At 41.1% G+C, this 21,817-nt stretch carries 19 protein-coding genes; 14 read left to right on the forward strand and 5 right to left on the reverse strand.

From position 1 onward, the window contains the following. Positions 1 to 14: 14 nt before the first annotated feature. A complete protein-coding gene (gene ilvD / locus EFB00_RS11985; protein ID WP_122647119.1) occupies positions 15 to 1,718 on the reverse strand; it encodes a dihydroxy-acid dehydratase in 1,704 nt (567 codons plus the stop codon). A 183-nt stretch (positions 1,719 to 1,901) separates the two neighbouring features. Between ilvD (EFB00_RS11985) and EFB00_RS11990 the strand changes: the two genes are divergently transcribed. From EFB00_RS11990 to EFB00_RS12030, 8 genes are all read left to right on the forward strand, one after another. Further along, entirely contained in the window at positions 1,902 to 2,243 is a 342-nt protein-coding gene (locus EFB00_RS11990) for a metal-sulfur cluster assembly factor (protein ID WP_122647120.1), read from the forward strand. Between the two features lie 362 nt (positions 2,244 to 2,605). Beyond that, complete coding sequence (gene ilvD, locus EFB00_RS11995; RefSeq protein WP_122647121.1) at positions 2,606 to 4,285, forward strand: dihydroxy-acid dehydratase; 1,680 nt, start codon at positions 2,606 to 2,608, stop codon at positions 4,283 to 4,285. A 21-nt stretch (positions 4,286 to 4,306) separates the two neighbouring features. Beyond that, positions 4,307 to 5,272 carry a bile acid:sodium symporter family protein gene (locus EFB00_RS12000; protein ID WP_122647122.1) on the forward strand — a complete coding sequence of 322 codons (966 nt, stop codon included), beginning with the start codon at positions 4,307 to 4,309 and terminating at the stop codon, positions 5,270 to 5,272. Positions 5,273 to 5,796: 524 nt separating this feature from the next. Then, positions 5,797 to 7,299 carry a 2-isopropylmalate synthase gene (locus EFB00_RS12005; RefSeq protein ID WP_122647123.1) on the forward strand — a complete coding sequence of 501 codons (1,503 nt, stop codon included), beginning with the start codon at positions 5,797 to 5,799 and terminating at the stop codon, positions 7,297 to 7,299. Next, positions 7,296 to 8,363 (forward strand): 3-isopropylmalate dehydrogenase, encoded by a 1,068-nt coding sequence (leuB, locus tag EFB00_RS12010; protein ID WP_122647124.1) that lies wholly within the window; start codon positions 7,296 to 7,298, stop codon positions 8,361 to 8,363. Before EFB00_RS12005 ends, leuB begins: the two co-directional genes overlap by 4 nt. Beyond that, a complete protein-coding gene (gene leuC, locus EFB00_RS12015) occupies positions 8,347 to 9,729 on the forward strand; it encodes a 3-isopropylmalate dehydratase large subunit (protein WP_122647125.1) in 1,383 nt (460 codons plus the stop codon). The genes leuB and leuC overlap by 17 nt, the downstream gene beginning before the upstream one ends. Further along, positions 9,716 to 10,300, forward strand: coding sequence for a 3-isopropylmalate dehydratase small subunit (leuD, locus tag EFB00_RS12020; RefSeq protein WP_122647126.1), 585 nt, complete (start codon positions 9,716 to 9,718; stop codon positions 10,298 to 10,300). The genes leuC and leuD overlap by 14 nt, the downstream gene beginning before the upstream one ends. 780 nt (positions 10,301 to 11,080) lie before the next feature. Continuing rightward, complete coding sequence (locus tag EFB00_RS12030) at positions 11,081 to 11,488, forward strand: VOC family protein (RefSeq protein ID WP_122647128.1); 408 nt, start codon at positions 11,081 to 11,083, stop codon at positions 11,486 to 11,488. Positions 11,489 to 11,556: 68 nt separating this feature from the next. On the opposite strand, the gene EFB00_RS12035 is transcribed toward EFB00_RS12030, so the two are convergent. From EFB00_RS12035 to EFB00_RS12050, 4 genes are all read right to left on the reverse strand, one after another. Beyond that, positions 11,557 to 12,153, reverse strand: coding sequence for an ATP-dependent Clp protease proteolytic subunit (locus EFB00_RS12035; RefSeq protein ID WP_122647129.1), 597 nt, complete (start codon positions 12,151 to 12,153; stop codon positions 11,557 to 11,559). Between the two features lie 201 nt (positions 12,154 to 12,354). Beyond that, positions 12,355 to 14,046: an oleate hydratase gene (locus EFB00_RS12040; RefSeq protein ID WP_122647130.1), complete on the reverse strand. Its 1,692-nt coding sequence runs from the start codon at positions 14,044 to 14,046 to the stop codon at positions 12,355 to 12,357. Positions 14,047 to 14,082: 36 nt separating this feature from the next. Continuing rightward, positions 14,083 to 14,211, reverse strand: a complete 129-nt coding sequence (locus EFB00_RS12045; protein ID WP_122647131.1) for a methanol dehydrogenase — start codon at positions 14,209 to 14,211, stop codon at positions 14,083 to 14,085. Positions 14,212 to 14,472: 261 nt separating this feature from the next. Next, positions 14,473 to 15,606 carry an alcohol dehydrogenase catalytic domain-containing protein gene (locus EFB00_RS12050; RefSeq protein WP_122647132.1) on the reverse strand — a complete coding sequence of 378 codons (1,134 nt, stop codon included), beginning with the start codon at positions 15,604 to 15,606 and terminating at the stop codon, positions 14,473 to 14,475. A 383-nt stretch (positions 15,607 to 15,989) separates the two neighbouring features. On the opposite strand from EFB00_RS12050, the gene EFB00_RS12055 reads away from it, so the two are divergent. From EFB00_RS12055 to amaP, 6 genes are all read left to right on the forward strand, one after another. Beyond that, positions 15,990 to 17,312 (forward strand): ABC transporter substrate-binding protein, encoded by a 1,323-nt coding sequence (locus tag EFB00_RS12055; RefSeq protein ID WP_122647133.1) that lies wholly within the window; start codon positions 15,990 to 15,992, stop codon positions 17,310 to 17,312. 104 nt (positions 17,313 to 17,416) lie between these two features. Continuing rightward, entirely contained in the window at positions 17,417 to 18,355 is a 939-nt protein-coding gene (locus tag EFB00_RS12060; RefSeq protein WP_420889766.1) for a carbohydrate ABC transporter permease, read from the forward strand. Positions 18,356 to 18,488: 133 nt separating this feature from the next. Further along, complete coding sequence (locus EFB00_RS12065; RefSeq protein ID WP_420889767.1) at positions 18,489 to 19,235, forward strand: carbohydrate ABC transporter permease; 747 nt, start codon at positions 18,489 to 18,491, stop codon at positions 19,233 to 19,235. Then, on the forward strand, positions 19,235 to 19,840 hold the full coding sequence (locus tag EFB00_RS12070; RefSeq protein WP_122647136.1) for a DUF624 domain-containing protein: 606 nt from the start codon (positions 19,235 to 19,237) through the stop codon (positions 19,838 to 19,840). The genes EFB00_RS12065 and EFB00_RS12070 overlap by 1 nt, the downstream gene beginning before the upstream one ends. Positions 19,841 to 20,089: 249 nt before the next feature. Further along, positions 20,090 to 21,031, forward strand: coding sequence for a magnesium transporter CorA family protein (locus EFB00_RS12075; RefSeq protein ID WP_122647137.1), 942 nt, complete (start codon positions 20,090 to 20,092; stop codon positions 21,029 to 21,031). Positions 21,032 to 21,238: 207 nt separating this feature from the next. Then, positions 21,239 to 21,805, forward strand: coding sequence for an alkaline shock response membrane anchor protein AmaP (gene amaP / locus EFB00_RS12080; RefSeq protein ID WP_122647138.1), 567 nt, complete (start codon positions 21,239 to 21,241; stop codon positions 21,803 to 21,805). The last annotated feature ends 12 nt before the right edge of the window (positions 21,806 to 21,817 follow it).

A 21,817-nucleotide genomic window follows, 5' to 3' on the forward strand; every position in this document is an offset into this window, starting at 1 on the left:
TAAAATCAGTACAATCACTCTTCTTTTTTCCAAAAATCAGTAATTGCACCTTTTGCGGAGCTGGAAACCAGATGCGCATATTTTCCTAGGACACCGCGAGAATATAGCGGTGGAATCACAAGTTCGGTTTGGCGTTTGGCAAGTTCAGCTTCTGGAACTTTCATTGTAAGTTCTTTGGTATCTTGATCGATTACGACAATATCGCCGGTCTTCAGTAATGCGATCGGTCCGCCGTCTTGAGCTTCAGGCGCAATATGTCCAACCACCAATCCATGAGTTCCTCCTGAGAAACGTCCATCTGTCAGTAATGCGACTGTTTCTCCTTGACCTTTTCCGACGATCATACTTGATAATGACAGCATTTCCGGCATGCCAGGTCCACCTTTTGGCCCGACATAACGAACAACAACTACGTCTCCATCGACAACTTCATCCGCAAGAACCGCATCGATCGCTTCTTCTTCACTGTTGAATACTTTAGCCGGGCCTTCGTGGCGACGGACTTTTACGCCGGAAACTTTTGCGACCGCGCCTTCTGTAGCCAAATTACCGTGAAGGATGATCAGTGGACCATCTTTCCGTTTTGGATTTTCTAAAGGCATGATAACTTGTTGACCATCCTTCAATGAAGGGACATCCGCTAAGTTTTCTGCAATTGTTTTACCGGTAACGGTCAAACAGTCGCCATGAAGATAGCCGTTTTCATAAAGATATTTCATTACGGCAGGCACACCGCCGACTTCGTACAAATCTTGGAAAACATATTTTCCGCTTGGTTTCAAGTCTGCTAGATGTGGAACTTTTTCTTGGAAGTCATTGAAGTCATCCAACGTCAATTCTACGTTTGCTGCATGTGCCATTGCCATCAAATGCAAGACAGCATTGGTGGAACCGCCCAGTGCCATAACGACAGTGATCGCATTTTCAAACGCTTTACGAGTCATGATGTCTTTTGGATAGATTCCTTTTTCCAATAATTTCATAACTGCTTCGCCGGCTTCGTCGACGTCACGTAATTTTGCTTCGGTCGTTGCAGGGTGAGAAGAGGAGCCTGGCAAACTCATGCCCATCGCTTCGATCGCAGAAGCCATTGTGTTTGCAGTGTACATACCACCGCATCCGCCAGGTCCAGGACAGGCGTTGCATTCGATTCGGCGTACTTCTTCAGCGGTTATGTCATGGTGGTTCCATTGGCCGATCGCTTCAAATACCGAGACCAGATCAATATCTTTGCCGTCAAGATTTCCGGGAGCGATGGTGCCGCCATAAACAAAAATCGAAGGGATGTCTGTATTGGCGATCGCGATCATACAACCCGGCATATTTTTGTCGCAGCCGCCGATTGCTACAAAGGCATCACAGTTATGTCCGCTGATGGCAGCTTCAACTGAATCAGCGATGATATCCCGTGAAGGCAATGAAAAACGCATTCCGGGAGTCCCCATTGCGATACCATCTGAAACAGTGATTGTGCCGAATTGAACAGGCCAACCGCCAGCTGTGATGACCCCTTTTTTGGCAAGTTTTCCTAGATCTGCTAAGTGAATGTTGCAAGGAGTATTTTCTGCCCAAGTACTGATGACACCAATGATTGGCTGCTCAAGTTCTTGGTCGCTCATCCCTGTTGCTCGTAATAGCGCGCGATTTGGTGATTTGACCATACTATCATAAATATTACTTCTGATACGGATATCTTTTTTTGGCTGTTTGTCAGTCATAATATAACTTCCCTTCCAAAACAATCATTATTATTTCAGCGTTAACTTTGAATAATTTAATTGCATTCTAACACAATCTTTTCAAAATTCTAGCCTTAAATAAAAAAAATCACAAAAAACTATTGAAAAAAAGAATGTTTCATGAAAAAATACACATAATCTTTTCTGAATGGAGGAAAAAGGATGAGAGAAGATATCTTGGTAAATGATCGGGCAGCTGCGATCAGTGAACAATTGATTGAAAAATTCGAAATGATCTATGATCCTGAAATAGGATTGGATATATATAATTTGGGTTTGTTGTATGAAGTTGACTTAGACGAAAATGGGCATTGCAAAGTGGTCATCACTTTTACCTCGATGGGGTGCGGCTGCATGGCAACAGTCCCTGGTGAACTCGTGGCGGCACTTAAAGAAATCAAAGAAATCGAGGACGTAACTGTGGAGACAGTTTGGTCACCTGGGTGGAAAGTTACGCGCATCAGTCGTTTCGGCCGAATCTCTTTGGGGATCAGTCCAAAATAGAAAAAAATCCATTCTTGTTTAAATCTGGTCAACAAATAAATAATACGAAAAAATTTCTTTGGCACTTCAGTAAGTCATGAAGGACTAGGAACATCTATTTTCAAAACTATTAGAATATTTTGAAAATATGTTGACATAGATAAACTAAAGGTATACAGTTAGTAAAAATTAAGTTCCACTTAAAACAAAAGGAGAAAAACCTATGAAATTCAGACAATTGAAAGCAGTCATTTTAATTATTAGGTTTAGGACTTAGAACGAGAACAACATCGTTTAAGTCCTGTTTGTGTTTGAATGGGACTTCATGAACCCCATTCATATTGAGTGGGGTTTTTTATTTTAAAAAAATTGAGGTGTTTGTTTTGAGAAGTGATCAGATAAAAAAGGGTATTGATGCTGCGCCTGCAAGAAGTCTATTGTACGCAACAGGACAAGTGAAAAATTATCATGATATGGAAAAACCGTTTATTGCTATTTGTAATTCTTATATTGATATCGTACCAGGGCATGTTCATTTACGGGAATTAGCTGATATTGCCAAAGAAGCAATTCGAGAAGCAGGAGGAATCCCTTTCGAATTCAATACGATCGGAGTTGATGACGGAATCGCAATGGGATATATCGGGATGCGGTATTCATTGCCTAGCCGGGAATTGATTGCTGATTCAGCTGAGACAGTCATCAATGCTCATTGGTTTGACGGAGTTTTCTATATTCCAAATTGCGACAAGATCACACCAGGAATGATCATGGCAGCAATGAGGACTAATGTTCCAGCGATCTTTTGTTCTGGAGGCCCAATGAAAGCAGGTGTTGATCCAAGAGGTCATCAAATAACGTTGTCGTCAATGTTTGAAGCAGTTGGAGCTTACAAAGAGGGTGAAATCTCTAGTGAAGAATTCCGCTTTATGGAACAAAACGCCTGTCCAACTTGCGGCTCTTGTGCTGGAATGTTCACCGCGAATTCTATGAATTGCTTGTTAGAAGTTTTAGGAATGGCACTTCCTTATAACGGAACGACATTAGCTGTCTCAGATGATCGGCGCGAACTCGTTCGACAGTCAGCGTTTAAACTTATGGATCTAGTAAAGAAACAAATAAAGCCGCGGGATATTGTCACAAAAGAAGCAATTGATGATGCTTTTGCCCTAGATATGGCAATGGGCGGATCTACAAATACGGTATTGCATACGTTGGCGATTGCCAATGAAGCGGGAATTGACTATGATCTATCTTCAATCAATCAAATTGCAGAGCGTGTTCCATATATTTCTAAAATCGCTCCGTCTTCGGCCTATTCCATGCATGATGTCCATGAAGCAGGGGGAGTTCCGGCTATTATTAAAGAATTGCTTGATGTAGAGGGCGTCTTGCATCCAGATCGAATAACGGTAACCGGAAAAACATTGCGTGAAAATGTGTCTGAAGCGAAAATCAAAAATTATGACATTATCCATTCAAAAGAAAATCCCTATAGTTCAGTTGGCGGTTTATCCATTCTTTATGGGAATTTAGCACCAAATGGTTCAGTTATTAAGGTTGGCGGAGTAGATCCATCAGTCAAAGTGTTCACTGGTAAGGCAATCTGTTTTGATTCTCATGATGAAGCAGTGGCGGCTATCGATGATCATACAGTAGAAAAAGGACATGTTGTGGTGATTCGTTATGAAGGACCAAAAGGCGGGCCGGGTATGCCAGAGATGCTGGCGCCAACTTCTAGTATCGTTGGAAGAGGTTTAGGAAAAGAAGTTGCTTTAATTACTGATGGTCGTTTTTCTGGTGCTACCAGAGGAATAGCGGTTGGCCATATTTCTCCTGAGGCCGCGGCAGGTGGTCCATTGGCGTTAGTGAAAGACGGAGATGAGATAACCATTGATCTTATCAATCGCTCACTGAATCTAAACGTTGATGAAAAAGAACTTGAACGTCGACAAAAAGAACTGCCAAAATTTGTATCAAAAGTAAAAAACGGCTGGTTAGGTCGCTACACAGCTCTTGTTACTTCAGCAAACACAGGTGGAATAATGAAGTTACCAGAGTAAAAAAAGAGAGAAGGAAAAATAATGAAAGTTTTAGAGTCTATGAGTCAATTTATTTCCAAATATTTTACAGGATTAGTAATTTTGTTAGCTGCGTTATCATATTTGGATCCACAGCCAGGAGTAGGTATTGCACCTTACACATCCTATCTGCTGATGATCGTTCTATTTGGTATGGGGCTTAGTTTGCGGATAGAAGATTTTAAACGGATCGGGAAAAATCCGATACCGGTAGTTTTGGGGACCATTGCCCACTATGTCATCATGCCGGGTCTTGCATTTCTTTTAGTCCATCTATTTCACTTAGAAGGACCAGCGGCAGCCGGCGTTATTTTAGTGGGATCATGCCCTTCAGGAACTTCCTCGAATGTCATGGCTTACTTAGCAGGCGGCGATGTTGCTTTAGATGTTTCCATCGGTTTTCTATCAACATTATTAGCACCATTCATGATTCCATTGCTGGTTTCAACACTGGCTGGAAGTTACGTTGACGTTCCGGCAAGTCAAATGTTTATGAACACGGTAAAGATCGTCCTTATTCCAATTGTCCTTGGTGTAGCAGTTCATACTATTTTTGGTCATAAAGTGGATAAAGTCAACCATGTGACCCCGTTGATCTCACAAACAGCGATTTTATTGATTATTGTAGCTGTTTTTTCCGCAAATCATTCTCAATTTACAAATACTAAAACGTTACTAATTGTTCCTGTAGTGATGTTGCATAATCTATTAGGCTACTTATTGGGGTTTGTGTTTGCAAAAATCGTTCATTTGAACAAACCTCAACAAAAGGCGATTACCTTTGAAGTTGGTATGCAAGATTCTGCGTTAGGAGCGACACTGGCAATGAAGTTCTTTTCTCCTGAAGCAGCGATTGCTTCAACCATTTTCTCCGTTTGGCATAATATATCTGGTTCGATCTTGTCCTCTTGGTGGCGTAATAAATCATTGAAAAAGGAACAAGTTGTTGTCCAACAAGTTAATGTCTAAAATGAATCATTGCAGATAAAGTAGAAAAAATTTTACTAGAGGAAAAATCAGCTTGTCCGAAATCGCTGGGTACAACAAAAGGGCGTGGAGACAGTCTTTAGGTTTGTAAGGCTTATCTGGGCTTTGCGCGATACACTACCAAAAGTTCTCAAAAAACAGTTCTGTTTTTTGAGAACTTTTTCTTTTCCTAGGGATAAAACAAAAAAATAGGATACAGCTTCTTTTACAAAATGTTTTTAGAAGTGCTGGCGAACTCTCAAAAAATTTTTGATGTAGTTATTGACTTCCATATAAATATCAGCTATTATTTGTACAATTCAAAATTATTTAAAAATTCTGTCAATTTAATTGAAAGTTGGTATCTGCATGAATACAATCCAAACGAAAACAGTCTTATTATTATGATTGAGGGCTCGCCTAATTGAAGGAGAGTCCTGTTTCGCATTGTATGGAGCGGGATTTCAGCATCCCATTTCCATGGGATGCTTTTTTATTACTATTGGACAGAAAAAGGAGGAAACAAAATGAGAAAGATTCAATTTTTTGATACAACACTACGGGATGGAGAACAAACGCCGGGTGTAAATTTTGATACAAAGGAAAAAGTTCAAATCGCAAAACAGTTGGAACGATGGGGGATCGATGTCATTGAAGCAGGTTTCCCAATCGCTTCGCAAGGAGATTTTGAAGCAGTAAAAGCCATCGCCGAAACAGTGACCAATATGACGGTTGCCGGCTTAGCCCGTTGCCGAAAACCAGATATCGATCGCGTAACTGAGGCACTGGTCGATGCGAAAGATCCCCAAATCCATGTATTTCTTGCTACAAGCCCGATCCATATGGAAGAAAAATTACACATGACAGAAGAGGAAGTGTTAGCTTCGATCGATGAACATGTCCGCTATGCCCGCGAACGTTTTGAAAAAGTGCAGTTTTCGCCGGAGGATGCTACCCGAAGTGAGAAAGCGTTCTTGTTAAAAGCTGTTCAGACAGCTGTTCGTGCCGGTGCGACGATCATCAATATTCCCGACACGGTGGGTTATTCCAATCCTACTGAGTACGGGGCACTGATTCGCTTTTTGATCGATGGTGTAGCTGATCCGTCCATTATTTTTTCTTCCCATTGTCATGACGATCTGGGAATGGCGGCAGCAAACGCATTGGCTGCGATAGAAGCAGGTGCCAATCGTGTGGAAGGAACGATCAATGGAATCGGCGAGCGGGCAGGAAACACACCTTTGGAAGAGATTGCTTTGAGTTTAGCTACCCGTAAAGATTTTTACCAAGCGGAATCACAAATCACCTTTAAAGAAACCAAGCGGACGAGTGATCTGGTGGCACGTTTGTCTGGGGTAAGCGTACCTCGGAATAAAGCGATCGTGGGAGCAAATGCCTTTGCCCATGAATCAGGCATCCATCAAGATGGGGTACTAAAAAATCCCGGCACCTACGAAATCATCACTCCGACATTCGTTGGCGTAGCAAATAATTCTTTGCCCCTTGGAAAACTTTCCGGACGTCATGCCTTTGCAGAAAAAATGAAAGATCTTGGTTTTAATTTCTCCGACGAGGAACTGCAGCCGATTTTTAAAAAGTTCAAAGACTTAGCTGATAAGAAAAAAGAAATCAATGATGATGATTTATTGGCATTGGTTGCCAGCCGCAAAGCAGCACCTTGCCGCTTGACCGGTCTGCGAGTCAGTTATTCGTTGGAAGGGGTAGAGGCAACTGTCACGATCACAGAAAATGAAAAATCTTTTTCAGAAACCGTACAAGGATCAGGAAGTATTCAAGCAATCTATCAAGCAATCGATCAATTGCTACCTACGACAACCATTCTGGAGGATTATCAAATCAAGAGCATCACAGCAGGAGAAGATGCTCAGGCTGAAGTATATGTGGCACTGATCGATCAAGAGGGACGAATCGTTCATGGGACAGGGATCGATTTTGATGTATTGCATGCTTCTGCCAAAGCTTATTTAGAAGCAAAGAGTCGGGTAAAAAGCCGGGGTGAAAACAAGTGAGTAAAAAAGTTGTTGTACTTGCCGGAGACGGTATTGGACCAGAGATCATGGATGCGGCATTAGTAGTATTTCGAGAATTGATCAAGATCAAAAATTGGAGCATCGACATTGAAGAATTGAATTTTGGCGGAGCAGCGATCGACCATGAAGGCAGTCCGTTCCCGGAAAAAACACGCCAAGCCTGTGAAACAGCGGATGCGATTTTATTAGGAGCAATCGGCGGACCCAAATGGGATCAGGCTACAGAACGACCAGAGCAAGGATTATTGGCGCTGAGAAAACAATTGAATCTTTACGCAAATGTTCGGCCGATCACGATTTCTCCTGTTTTGACAAAATTTTCTCCCTTACGGCCGGAAATCGCCTCAGGAGCAGATTTTGTCGTCGTTCGCGAGCTGACTGGCGGGATCTATTTTGGAGAACCGCGATCACTTTCTGAAGAAGAAGCCATTGATACTTGTTCCTACCAACGTTCAGAAATCGAACGAATTTTACACTTTGCGTTTTCTCTAGCCCGTACTCGAAGAAAAAAAGTGACTTCTGTGGACAAAGCAAATGTTTTGGCCACCAGCAAGCTATGGCGCAAAATCGCAGAAGAAGTGGCGCAAGAATATCCTGATTGCCAATTAGAGCATCAATTTGTCGATTCTGCCGCAATGTCTTTGATTAAGGAACCACGCCGCTTTGATGTCATTGTGACGGAAAATCTTTTTGGTGATGTATTAAGTGACGAAGCATCCATGATCCCAGGTTCGTTAGGAGTGATGCCAAGCGGCAGTTATAGTGAAAACGGCCCATCCTTGTATGAACCGATCCATGGCTCGGCACCGGATATTGCCGGCTTAGGAATTGCCAATCCTGTTTCTATGCTGCGTTCATTAGCGATGATGTTGCGGGAAAGCTTTGGTGAACCAGAAGCCACTGGTTGGATCGAAGAGGCTTGTAATGCTGTGATGGAAGATGGGATCTTTACTAAAGATTTAGGGGGTACTGCATCAACACAAGAGTTTACCGATGCAGTCATGGAAAAGATCAGGAGGTATGCAGATGAGTACACTATTTGATAAATTATGGGAAAGACATGTCGTGGCAGGAGAAGAAGGCGGCGCGCAATTACTGTATGTGGATCTGCATCTGATCCATGAAGTAACTAGTCCCCAAGCGTTTGAAGGTTTGCGTCAAGCGGGACGAAAGCTGCGGCATCCTGAAAAAACCTTTGGAACGATGGACCATAATGTGCCAACTAAAGATATTTTTAATATCACTGATATGATCGCAAAAAAACAAATGGATGCGTTGCGGAACAACTGCAAGGAATTTGGTGTAGAATTTTGCGACAATGGCAGCCAAAATCAAGGGATCGTTCACATGGTGGGCCCGGAATCAGGTTTGACACAACCCGGAAAGGTAATTGTTTGCGGCGATTCCCATACAGCGACAAACGGGGCTTTTGGCGCATTGGCATTTGGGATTGGAACCAGTGAAGTTGAACACGTTTTTGCGACACAGACGATTTGGCAGCAAAAGCCCCAAAACATGGGAGTGAAAATTACTGGTACTCTTGCGCCAGGAGTCTTTGCCAAAGACATCATCCTTGCCTTGATCGGAACATATGGAACAGATTTTGGAGTTGGCTATGCCGTTGAATTTTTTGGTGATACGGTTGCGGCTCTTTCTATGGAAGGCAGAATGACGATTTGTAACATGGCCATCGAAGGCGGGGCAAAAATGGGAATGATCGCTCCGGATGAAAAAACGTTTGAGTACGTCAATGGGCGTCAACATGCACCTAAAAACATGGAAGAAGCAATCGCAGACTGGCAAACGCTATATACGGATCAAGAAGAAGATTACGATGTCATTATTGAATTGGATGCAAACAAGCTCGCACCATTTGTCACTTGGGGAACAAATCCGGAAATGGGGATTCCTGTGACGGGGGTTTTTCCAGAAATCAAAGATATGAATGACGAACGGGCGTATCAATATATGGATCTTGCTCCCGGGCAAAAACCGGAAGAAATTGAGATCGGCTATGTATTTATCGGTTCCTGTACCAATGGCCGACTTTCTGATCTGAAGGAAGCTGCGGCGATGATCAAAGGACGAAAAATCAAAGAAACTGTTCGGGGGATCGTAGTTCCCGGTTCCCGTCCGGTCAAACATGCGGCTGAAGCGATCGGTCTGGATAAAATTTTTACCGAGGCAGGATTTGAATGGCGGGAGCCGGGATGTTCTATGTGTTTGGGAATGAATGCCGATAAAGTACCAGCCGGTGTCCATTGCGCCTCAACAAGCAATCGGAATTTTGAAGGACGTCAAGGAAAAGGAGCGCGTACGCATCTGTGCAGTCCGGCTATGGCAGCAGCTGCTGCAGTATACGGAAAATTCATTGACATTAGAAAGGAAGCTGTTTATGGAAACATTTGATCAACACAAAGGCAGAATCGTTCCATTGATGAATGACAATATTGATACCGATCAGATTTTACCCAAAGAATACCTTAAACGAATCGAAAAAACCGGATTTGGTCGCTTTTTATTCGATGAATGGCGGTATCTGGAGGATCATTCGCCAAATCCAGAGTTCTCATTGAATCAGGAACAGTATAAAGGAGCCTCGATTTTGATTACTGGAGATAATTTTGGTTCAGGATCATCCAGAGAACACGCAGCGTGGGCTTTACAGGATTTTGGGTTTCGGGCAATCATTGCAGGAAGCTATGGGGACATTTTTTTCATGAATGCAATGAAAAATGGTTTGCTGCCGATTACTTTGTCATTAAGTGAACGACAACAATTGGCAAACATTCCTGGTGAAGCAGAAGTTATCATTGATCTGCCTAATCAAACAGTTAATACACCTGTCGGCAACTTCTCTTTTGATTTCGATCATGATTGGAAGGAAAAACTGGTCAACGGGTTGGATGACATCTCTATCACGATGACTTATGAAGACAAAATAGCCGCTTACGAAAAAACGATCCCAAGTTATTATTGAGAAAACAAGTAAGGAAAAAAATGAACATTGAATTATTCAGCACTTATACGACCACCCGCCTGATTGTTATACTTCAATCAGACGGGTGGAATTTTATAGTAGAAAATAATCGATGAAAAGAGAGAAGCTTATCTATATATGTAGTGAAACTTCTATAATAGAAGGATAAAGCTTAGTTATTGAAACTGATTTTCTGGGTTCTCCATAGGCCGTAACCAGCGCTAAGGATAATAATAAGCAATAGGATTACTGTCAGAGTAAGTCTTGTTTTTTCAGTGAAATATTGAACTAAGACCCACATACAAGTTAGCATACTAGAAGAAATATAATAAAGACGTGGTTTATTACGACCAAAATAACAAATAAATAAAAAGTCGACAATTAAAAAAGTCAGCAAAAATGCAGTAATTGCGATAAGCATGGCATTTCTTTCCGATCTGAAGTCATAATAACTTAAAATAGATAAGACGAATGTCAGAATCATCATGATGTATCCAATAAATTTACTTGATTTTAACTTCATAAACTCACTCCTATATAAATTTGTAGTCTGTTAATAAAAAAACAATCTATTACAGATAGTATAACTTGAAACTTCTATATACGTCGTTTACTTTACATAAAATTTTTAAATAAAAAACATCATATTTTTTTTGCAGTAAAGGAAAGTTTCACATCTCATCTTAGAAAAGATTGCCTTTTTCTAAAGGAAGGTCTGGCTTTTTGACGTGGAAACCGTTTTCGTGAGATGATATTTCTATCAAAGTGGAGGTGAAAAAGATGTCAACGATGGTATTTGCTAACTTTCCTGTACAAGATTTAGCAAAAGCGACGGAATTTTATACGAAACTTGGATTTACAAAGAATGAAGAATTTTCTGATGAACGAGCAAGTGGGATGGTTTGGGATGCTAACTTCTGGGTCATGTTATTGACCCATGATTTCTATAAAGAATTTATTGGCGAAAGAGAGCTTATTGATCCTCACAAAATGAGTGGCGTGTTAGTGGCATTCAGTCTTGAAAGTGCCGATGCTGTAAGAAAAATCGCGAAAGCAGCAGAAGAAAATGGCGGGTCTTACTACAAGTCAAAACCTAACCAAGCAATTCCTGAAGAAACGATGCTTGGATATGAAGTTGTCGATTTGGATGGCAATATCTTAGAACCAACTTGGATGGCGATGCCGTAAAAAATGAGCTCTTGAAAAAAACATGCGAAACAGGATAATACCTGTCCCGCATGTTTTGATTTTCAGGGCTATTTTCCGATATCTTCTGACGTGTTGATGATCTTGCCAACAATGCCGTAATCTTTGGCTTCGTCGACGGACATCCAGAAGTTTCGATCAGTATCTTTTTGGACTTTTTCGATGGATTGGCCTGTTGCTTCAGCAATCAATCGATTGATCCGTTCCCGTGTACGGATGATTTCTTTGGCCTCGATTTGGATCTCAGTGGATTGACCCTGAACGCCGCCAGCCGGTTGATGGATCATGTAGCGCGTATTAGGCAAGCTGTAACGGTTTTCTTTTTCCGCGCCTAAATAAATCGTGATCCCTGCACTGGCTACCCAGCCGGTACCGATCACATTGACTTTTGGTTTAATGAATCGGATCACGTCATGGATCGTATCACCGGATTCCACATGGCCGCCTGGACTATTGATATAGACGTTGATTGGATCATCTGATAGAGCGGCCAACAGTAACAATTGGGAAGTCACATCTTTAGCTAGTTCTTGCGTGATTTCACCATAAATCAATACAGTTCGTTGTTCCAAAAGTTTTTTGCGGTAAATACTGGATAGATCATTGCTTTGTTTTTCATTTTCATCTTCTTCATCTAAATAAAACATAAAAACACCTCTTTCATTAGTCATCACTAAAATGATATAGCAAAAACGGTAGTAAAACAATTATTTGCCATCGAAGAAAGACTAACTGACATTAAAATTGAAAAAATATCCGAAAGCCAGCCATTATCCTATTCATTTGTACAAACGAATAGGAGAAAACTGCTTTCGGATATTTATATTACAATGTTAGATTCTGCTCCATCAAGCAAACATTTTCTTCGCTGCCCGTGCCAAGGTCTTCAGGTCTTTATCATAGCGAGGCGTAGGCACTAAGCGGGACATTGGAATACCGGCAAAATGATACGCGGCGATCTCGCCGGAACGAACAGCACTTTGTTCGGTAAAGATCATTTGATAAGGCTGTTCCACAAACTCACCGGTAAACGCCAGATTCGTAGAATGTTGCGGAATGACTTTTGGCCGGTCGGTTTTTGCTCTATTGTTGAAGAGGGCAGAAGCATAAGGCATGTAGACAGGGATGTTGTTGATGACACTGTCTAAGATCTCTGCTTCTTTGTCGCGAATATTACCAGGACCAGGATCGACTTTAGAAAGTTGCCCGATCAGTTCCAGCAGCATTTCCTTGCCGTTCATCTTGATATATTGTTTGTCCACAAACTCTCCGCGGCGGCGAGGGTACAAGAAATAGCCCCAGATAACCGTTTCATTGGGTTTTTGTGTCGTAAAGTGTGGTTGATGATGGACAACGATCGACATATTGACGTCTTTTTGACCCAATGGTGTGATCGGTGAAGTCGAGATAAATGAGTTCAACGCATTCCCCGGTACTTGGGTAGTGATCCGTGTGATTTCATTCAGCAGCAAATGGTTTTTTGTAGTCAGTGTGAAACTGACCCATTCGCTGGCATTACGATCGGCAAAGAATTTGTCGGGATTGCCTAAATTGTAAAAATGTTCACTGGCTTTTTTCCATAGACTGGAAGCGGCGCCGTAATCCATATTTTCAGGAGCAGGGGTTTTATAATCTCCTAATGTCGCGGAATCGGTGATAGAGCCGTTGGTAAAGAACACGGCGGTATCTTCATCTACGGGAATATTTTGTTCTTCATTTGTTTTGGTGTTGATCATTTTTAAACCAGTTACGGTAATTTCATCTTGCATGGCAGTCTTTTTGAATTCCCAATCAATTACTCGACGATTCAAGATGATTTTACAGCCTTGTTCTTTCAAGTAATTGATCAATGGCAGCATGATACTTTCATATTGATTGTAGCGGGTACGGTTGACACCGACTAAATGTTCGATCTGCGTGAATTCATAGATCATTTGATGCATGTAGCGGCGCAGTTCTTGAGCGGAGCTTTGGGTACGGAAGGCAAATGTCGTTTCCCACATGAACCAAAAGTTCGTTTCAAAAAAGTGCGGAGAATCTTTGAAATAATCAGCGATCGTTATATTGTCCAGCTTTTCTTCTTCCGAATCCGGCATAGCAACTAATTTTGTCAGAAGTACGCGGTCTTTGTTGTCCAATCCTAGATGACCGCCGTCGATGATGCCTTTGCCGCCTTCTAATAGACGAGCTTTGTCGAATGTCCGATGTTTCGCATCAAAATCTCTTGTGTCTTCTGCGGCAGTCATCTCTGGTTCAGTCGCAGAAGGAATCCGGTCCAAAAGATCCATCAAATCCACATAAGTCCGATAATTCAGCATCCGCCCACCGCGAGCGACATAGCCTTTTTGGTTTTCCAGCGGGTGATTCTTGTTCCAATATTCATCAGTGACATCTTCAGTGGGCGCGCCGTCATTTGAGCCATGGTCGTCCAATGAATAAAAAGTGATCTGTTCGCCGGACCAGCGGCCTTCTTGGATCAAGTAGACTGCTGCCGCCATATTTGCTAAGCCGGCTCCGATCATGATTGCTTTTGTTTTCATCGTTCTTCCTCCATTCTGATAGGTTTCAACTGTTGCCTAACTAGCGTCATATTCGTCATAGAGATGCCGATCATCTTCAAAAAAACCGGTCTTTTTAGCAAGATAGGCAACACCTAAACCAAGGATACCGGCTGCTAAGCCAAGGTGGAATAGTTTCTTTTTCATGGAAAACATCTCCTTTCTGAGTTCCGTCGTTCTTTCTATAATTCAGCATAGTTCTGCTTAAAAATGAATGCAAATCATAAGCGGAAAAACGATTGCCTCTTTAGACAAATGAGAGTCACTGTCTAATTTTTAGTCAAAAAGGGAGTATTTTTGAAATCAATACAAATGACTTTTGCAAAAAAACAGTCTTTCGGTTTTCCGAAAGACTGTTTTGGATAATACAATCATAATAGATTTAAAAGGAAAGTAAGTGAAACGCTGCTAAGGTTTCAAGACGACTTTGACATTGTTGTCAGCTTTTTTGTCAAAGATCTCGTAAGCCTCTGCCGCTTGGTCCAACGGCATGGAATGAGTAATGATTTGTGTAGGATCGATTTTTTCTTCCGCGATCATCTGATAGATCTCCGGCATCAGATGGATTATCGGAGCTTGACCATGTTTCACGGTGATGTCTCTCATGAACAGCTCGTTCAATGGGTAAGAAGAAGCAGGAGTCATGTAAACACCGGTGATCTGGATCGTCCCGAATTTTTTGACGGCTTTGGCTGCCATCTGGATCGGCAAGATCGTCCCAACTTGGAAGCTCACTAAGTTTTTAGCTTTTTCTTTCAACGGTTCGACACCGTCCATACCGACACAATCGATCACTACATCAGCACCGCCTTTTGTCAGCTCGTAAAGCTCTGTACCTGAATCAGAAGAATCGGTAAAGTCAAAGGTCTCAACCCCATTGTAGCTTTTCGCTAATGACAGCCGATGCTCCACCGCATCGACAGCGATAACTCGTTTTGCGCCTGCCATAACGGCGAATTTTTGGGCGAACAATCCCACTGGTCCGGAGCCTAAAACGATCACTGTATCGCCTTTTTTAACACCGGCGTTCAAAACACTCCAGTAGGCGGTAGGCAAGATATCAGATAAAAACAACACTTTTTCATCAGGGATCGTGGTTTCCGGAACGATAAAAGAAGTCGTATCCGCAAAAGGCACTCGTAAAAATTCTGCTTGTCCGCCTGCATAATTTCCATTCAATTTACCAAATCCGAAAAGACCGCCATAGATTTGATCAGGATTGGAAATGTCACACTGGCTTTCCATATGATGTGTGCAAAAATGACAGTGTCCGCAACTGATATTGAAGGGGATGACGACGCGATCACCTTTTTTTAGCTTTTTGACATCAGCGCCCACCTCTTCTACGATACCCATCGGTTCATGCCCAACAACATAATCTTTTTCAAGGACTGCTTGTCCGTGATGGTACAGATGCAGATCAGATCCGCAAATAGCGGTGGCAGTGATTCGAATGATCGCATCGCGACTATCTTGGATCTGAGGATCGGGAACATTCCGTACTTCCATTTTTTCTTTGCCTTGCCAAGTTACTGCTTTCATAATGGCCTCCTTTGTTTATCAACCGAGTGCTTCTTACAAAAAAATAGGTAACAACAAATATAGTGTGTTCAAAAAATAATCTCTTCTAACAGAACTATATTCTCATTATTTTTTACTTTATTCAAGAAAATGGAACTTGAGGAAATAAAAAAAGTCATTGCTCCTTTCGTTTTAGAAGTATTTAAAAAACAAATAAAAGCTGCTTTTTTATTCTATAAAATGTTTGTTTTTTTATCTTTTTGATAAAAAAGATTGCCAAAAGAAAAGGATAGCGCTATCATTATAGTATCGCAAGATTTAAATTTTGGTTATTTTATAATTTTGGAAAATAATTTTTTTTGTAAATCTAGCGATAATTTGTTGATGGGAACAAGGAGGAAAAAATGAAATCGAAACTATTGAAATGGAGTATTGTACTAGCTGGTACCGCGATCTTGACTAGCGGCTGCGGCAATGGCAGTCAAACTGCCGCGAACACAGATGGCAAAGATGAGGACGGCAAAGTGACCCTTGACTTTTGGTCTTTCTGGGGATCTGGTGCCAGAAAAGATGTCATCAAAGAAATCATTGACGATTTTAACAAATCTCAAGATGAGATCACTGTAAAATATACATATCAGCCATGGGGCGATATTTGGACAAAATCACTTTCGGCGATCACTGCGGGAAATCCGCCTGATGTCATTGTTCAAGACATCAATTCTGTCGGACAGCGAGCAGAAGCCAAACAAGCAACAAATCTGAACGAGTTTATCGCAGACGATTATTCTGAACAGTTTTATCCGCAATTATGGGACACTGTTTTATATGAAGATGATGCTTATGCGGTTCCTTTCAATACCGACACACAAGTGATCTTCTACAATAAAAAGATCTTTAAAGAAGCAGGTATCACAGAAAGCGAATTGCCTAAAACTTGGGATGAGCTGGAGACGATCGCTCACAAGCTGGATGAAAAATCCGGAGATAATTTCTCCCGGATCGGATTTTATCCTCTATGGAGTATCGGAACAGATGTCTGGGCGATCAACGCAGACGATGGGACCAGCTGGTTTGATGAAGATGAGAATGTCAAAGTGGACACACCTAATAAAGTCGCTGCCCTTGAATGGATCCAAAAATGGCAAAAACATTACGGTACAGATACCATCAACCGTTTGGAAGCTGAGTTTGGTTCTGGGGTCTCTGATCCGTTCCTATCAGGCTTAGTAGCGATGAGAGGGCAAAATATCAACTACTATTCAAACTTGCAGGAAAATGCTCCGGAAGATTTTGAATTTGGTGTTATTCCATTACCAGAAAGAACAACTGGTTCCGGACACTGGACTTGGGGCGGCGGTTTTGTGCTGGAAGTACCTTACGGCGCGAAACATCCGGAAGAATCCTATGAGTTCATGAAGTATCTGACTTCTCCAGAGGTTCAGGAAAAATTCGGCGAGAAAAGTTTTGATATCATGGCGAACAAAGAAGCCAATGAAAGTTTGGCCAACAATGATAACTTGACTGATAATGGCCGGATGATCTATCAAATCGCAGATGAAAATCTCGCAAATACCGTCATCACGCCAGTCCCACTGACTGCTCCTGATTATACTTCGTTGATCAAAGAACAATTGGATCAAATTTTACTAGGTAGAAAAACTGCGGAACAAGGTCTGAAAGATGCTCAAAAGAGTGTGGAAAATCTGGTGGAACAAAATAAATAATCAGATGAAGGTACAACTGCGTTTAAAAACGAGTTGTACCTTTGTTTTACCAAAAATCAATGAGCGTATAAGTCTGTTGGGTAGTTTATTAAATGAAGAAGGTGATGGATGCAATGGCAAAAAAAACGTACTCAAAGAAAAAACGGCGAGAGATTTTCTGGGGATATCTCTTTATCGCGCCTTTCATCATAGGATTTGTCGTATTTATGTTAGGACCGATGCTGTTCTCATTTATCGGAAGTTTTACAGATTATAATCTGACCTCCAAAATGAATTTTATCGGATTGAGAAATTTCCAAAGGATGTTTTTCCACGATGATCTTTTTTGGAAGTCATTATACAATACAGTTTATTTTGTTGTCTTCAATGTTCCGTTGACTACGGTCTTCAGTATTTTTTTGGCAGTTTTATTAAATCGAAAATTGAAAGGAATCTCTTTCTTTCGGACCGCTTTTTATCTGCCGGCAATTTTATCTGGTGTTGCTGTTTATATTTTGTGGATGCAGCTGCTTTCACCGTCAGCAGGAATGATCAACACCGCATTAGGCTGGTTCGGTATTCAAGGACCATCTTGGCTGTTTGATCCTCAATGGACCAAGCCGGCATTGATCATTATGAAGATTTGGAGTTCTGGAGGAGCGATGCTGCTTTATCTGGCAACCTTGCAAAATGTTCCACCGGCACTTTACGAATCGGCTGAGATCGATGGTGCCGGAGCGTGGCAGAAGTTTCGCAATGTGACACTGCCTTTGATCACGCCGATCATTTTTTATGATGTGGTCACTTCTTCTATCGGCTCTTTCCAGATCTTCCAAGAAGCATACGTCATGACTAAAAATGGGACAGGGGGACCGTCCAATTCATTGCTTTTTTACAATCTGCATATGTGGAACAAAGCGTTTGTTGGGTTTGATATGGGGTATGCCATGGCGATGTCCATGATCCTTTTTGTGATCGTATTAGTATTGACGTTTATCAATTTGAAATTCGCTAATAAGTGGGTTCATTATTCTGGAGGTAAGGCACATGAGAACAAGCTATAGTGAATGTGATGCAAATCAAACCGTCAAAGTGAAAAAATATGCCAGCTTGAAACGGACCACAAAAATCAAAAACATTGCCAGCTACGCTGTATTGATCTTAGTGGGCGCGATTTTGATTACGCCGTTATTGTGGATGGTCTTTACTTCCCTGAAGCCGATGGAAGAAATCGTTCAATTCCCGCCGACTTTTTTCCCGGAAACGATCCATTGGGGAAATTACGCAGAAGCGATCCGTTCTTTTCCGTTTTGGCAATATGTAAAAAATACATTGTTTATCACCACACTAGTAGTGATCGGCAATGTATTGTCTAATTCGTTTATTGCGTACGGTTTTGCAAAGCTGAATTTTCCAGGTAAAAAAATCTTTTTCGCATTGGTACTTTCTACGATGATGATTCCTGGTTTTGTGACGATGATCCCTCAATATGTACTCTTTTCTAAAATCGGTTGGGTAGGGACCTATCTGCCGTTGATCGTGCCGTCTTTCTTCGGGAGTGCCTTCAATATCTTCTTGATGCGGCAATTTTATTTATCTATCAATGATGAATTGATCGAAGCCGCAGAAATGGATGGAGCCAATCATTTGTATATTTGGAGCCATCTGATGATCCCGTTGACAAAACCTGCGTTGATCACGATCGCCATCAATTCTTTCAATGCAGCATGGAACGATTTCTTAGGTCCCTTGCTTTATATCCAAGATCAAGACAAATACACGCTGCAGATCGGTCTGCAAGTGTTTCAAAACCAATCGACGACCCAATGGAACTATTTGATGGCCGGTGCGACATTGGTATTGTTGCCGACGATCCTGCTGTTCTTCTTTGCTCAGAAATACTTTATTGAAGGAATGGATCTTACGGGAGGCACGAAAGGCTGATGGATACAAAACTGAATAGGTTTATCTTGCGGGTTTGCTTTTGGGTGCCTAAATTAGTTTATTTAAACATTTTATGGGCAATCCATGCATTGCCGCTGATCACGCTGGTTCCTTCAACAAGAGCATTGATCCGAAGTATTCTTCATTTTCAAACAAATACGGAAACAACAGGGATCCGCGCAGTATTCATTGTTTATTTTAAAGAGAACACTTATTTTTCTCGAAAGAAAGAATGGCTGTATTCTCTTTATTTCTGGTTGATCCTCATTGATTACTGGGTGCTGAACCCTGAAACATTTATCGGAGCCAGTATTCGAATCGCGTTGCTCTTATTTTGTTTACTGAGCAGTTTCATTTTGGTCTATCAAACGCTTTTGAGTCATAATCAAGATCGATCGATCTCGTTCTTTTTTGCTTTTTTCAGTTTTTTACGCAATCCATGGATCGCGTTAGGACATGTCGTGCTTACAGTGAGCGGATTTCTTCTCTTGCTTTCTTTTAGTCCGGCATTACTGATTTTTTCAGGGATAAGTATTCTTTTATTTTTCAATCTGCAATATCTACAAGCACTCCCTAAAAAGCATCTATTTTCATTTGAAAAATAATGACAATTCTAGAATTATTAAAAAGAACAAAACAAATATATCCGTGTGTTAGCAGAAGACCTCTCCTGTTGAAGAGAATATCTGCTGATACACGGATATTTTTTGATTTTTTAGCGAGATTAAAAAAGCAAAAAAACTTTTTAATCGTTTTTAAGTCATAATATTTGATTAAATTTGTTGTTTTTGACAAAATTTTAGTAGTGAAAGGAATTCTTATCCCGGAATTTTAAATTTTAGGGAGGTGAGAACATGATCGAATATTATAAAATGACAAAAAGCGGCGTGAACAGTAGCGGGAAAGAAGAAGCGAATTGGCTGAATTTGCAAAATCTTTCAGAAGAAGAGCTGATAAAGGTAACCGATCAATATGATCTTCCACTGGATCTGTTTGCTGGTATCGATGAACCGGAAGAAGTCTCTCGAGTCGAACGTATCCATTCGGAGAAACTAACAAATGTGTACTCGTTGATCGTTTTAAACTTAAGTGCAGAAACAGAACGATCGATCGAAGCGCGCTTGCATCCGATCTCATTTGTCAAAGCAGACGGGTTGCTGATCACTTATTCTAGCAGAGAATCTGACTTTATCCATTCTGTGATCGAGAAATATCGGCAGGAGTTCAACAGTTTTGAAAAAGTCATCAGTTATTCCCTCTTGTCCATTTACAATCACTACCTTATGGAGTTGGAAGAGATCAAGAAACGGATCGACAAATTAGATCAATCGGCACGAAATACGACTGAAAATGAAGAACTATTCAAGCTGGCAGACACCACTCGTGACATTGTTTATATCGATCATACATTAAGAGATCAAGATGAAACACTGAATTATCTTATGGAGCATACCGATTTTCAAAATAAGATCGGCGATAAAGAATTGCTTTACGAAGTTCGTCTGAGACACCGGCAAGTCAATAAATTGATTGAAATTTATCGCGATCTGCTGGAAACAGTCGGAGGATTATTTACCGATATGATGGACAATAATCTGAACCATTTGATGAAGTACTTGGATTCAGCTGCACTGGTCATCTCGATTCCGGCACTGATCTCAGGAATCTGGGGAATGAATACTGGGGGATTACCGGGAGCGAAATCAAACTTAGCGTTTTTTGTAGTGCTGGTTCTTTCAATCATTCTAGCAGCGATCGCTGCGGTTTACCTGCATCGTAAAGATTATTCTAAGTGAGCAAAATCGTTAATAAGAAGCTGAGACAACTTTGCTTTGGGAAATGTTCATACTATCAGCGGAAAATGCCGAAAGTCATTCTTTAAAGCAAGGAGCACAATAATATCTGTATGGATAGTTGTTTTGCCGCAGCTCTTTTTATAACAGAACATTTTAAAAGGGGGGAGAAGAGTTCTATAAAATTCCAGAAAAGAAAGGAGGCGCGAAATGAAAAAAGGCTGGAAAGTTTTACTGGTAATCATATCCATCATTTTAATCTCTACCTTGTTGCCAGTCATGTTGATGAACAACTCGTATTTTGAATTACCATTTGGTTTTGCGTCGATTCGATCATTTTCAGAAATCAATTATTTCTTGCGGCAATATCTGTTTTGGAGTGCTACGATCTTCATTCTTTTATTGCTGATTCTGATAGTAGTGATCCTTTTCTATCCAAAAGCAAAAGAGACGTTTGTTTTAAAAGAGGATAAAGGAACACTGACTTTGAAAAAGAGCGCGATCGAAGGCTACGTCAGTTCTAAACTGAATCAGCGGGAATTTGTGGAAAAACCGCGGATCAATGTTCATGCTACGGAGCGAAAAATCAAAGTCAACGTCAATGGGAAATTAAAGAGAACTTCTTCCCTTATTGGAAAGATGGATGTCTTGATGAAAGAAATCCAACAAGAACTGCAACAAATGCTTGGAAAAGAAAAAGCAATCGATGTCAACGTCAATTTTACCAATTTTGATACAGAGAAATCGAAAAAAAATACTGACTCGCGGGTGCAATAGGAGGGCAACGTC

The organism is Enterococcus mediterraneensis, assembly GCF_900604485.1.
Classification (GTDB): domain Bacteria; phylum Bacillota; class Bacilli; order Lactobacillales; family Enterococcaceae; genus Enterococcus_C; species Enterococcus_C mediterraneensis.

Excerpts from the sequence above, each read along its gene's own strand:
- ilvD (WP_122647119.1), bottom strand. The coding sequence starts at position 1,718 with ATGACTGACAAACAGCCAAAAAAAGATATCCGTATCAGAAGTAATATT.
- EFB00_RS11990 (WP_122647120.1), top strand. The coding sequence starts at position 1,902 with ATGAGAGAAGATATCTTGGTAAATGATCGGGCAGCTGCGATCAGTGAA.
- EFB00_RS12000 (WP_122647122.1), top strand. The coding sequence starts at position 4,307 with ATGAAAGTTTTAGAGTCTATGAGTCAATTTATTTCCAAATATTTTACA.
- EFB00_RS12005 (WP_122647123.1), top strand. The coding sequence starts at position 5,797 with ATGAGAAAGATTCAATTTTTTGATACAACACTACGGGATGGAGAACAA.
- leuC (WP_122647125.1), top strand. The coding sequence starts at position 8,347 with ATGAGTACACTATTTGATAAATTATGGGAAAGACATGTCGTGGCAGGA.
- leuD (WP_122647126.1), top strand. The coding sequence starts at position 9,716 with ATGGAAACATTTGATCAACACAAAGGCAGAATCGTTCCATTGATGAAT.
- EFB00_RS12030 (WP_122647128.1), top strand. The coding sequence starts at position 11,081 with ATGTCAACGATGGTATTTGCTAACTTTCCTGTACAAGATTTAGCAAAA.
- EFB00_RS12035 (WP_122647129.1), bottom strand. The coding sequence starts at position 12,153 with ATGTTTTATTTAGATGAAGAAGATGAAAATGAAAAACAAAGCAATGAT.
- EFB00_RS12040 (WP_122647130.1), bottom strand. The coding sequence starts at position 14,046 with ATGAAAACAAAAGCAATCATGATCGGAGCCGGCTTAGCAAATATGGCG.
- EFB00_RS12045 (WP_122647131.1), bottom strand. The coding sequence starts at position 14,211 with ATGAAAAAGAAACTATTCCACCTTGGCTTAGCAGCCGGTATCCTTGGT.
- EFB00_RS12050 (WP_122647132.1), bottom strand. The coding sequence starts at position 15,606 with ATGAAAGCAGTAACTTGGCAAGGCAAAGAAAAAATGGAAGTACGGAAT.
- EFB00_RS12055 (WP_122647133.1), top strand. The coding sequence starts at position 15,990 with ATGAAATCGAAACTATTGAAATGGAGTATTGTACTAGCTGGTACCGCG.
- EFB00_RS12060 (WP_420889766.1), top strand. The coding sequence starts at position 17,417 with ATGGATGCAATGGCAAAAAAAACGTACTCAAAGAAAAAACGGCGAGAG.
- EFB00_RS12065 (WP_420889767.1), top strand. The coding sequence starts at position 18,489 with ATGGTCTTTACTTCCCTGAAGCCGATGGAAGAAATCGTTCAATTCCCG.
- EFB00_RS12070 (WP_122647136.1), top strand. The coding sequence starts at position 19,235 with ATGGATACAAAACTGAATAGGTTTATCTTGCGGGTTTGCTTTTGGGTG.
- EFB00_RS12075 (WP_122647137.1), top strand. The coding sequence starts at position 20,090 with ATGATCGAATATTATAAAATGACAAAAAGCGGCGTGAACAGTAGCGGG.
- amaP (WP_122647138.1), top strand. The coding sequence starts at position 21,239 with ATGAAAAAAGGCTGGAAAGTTTTACTGGTAATCATATCCATCATTTTA.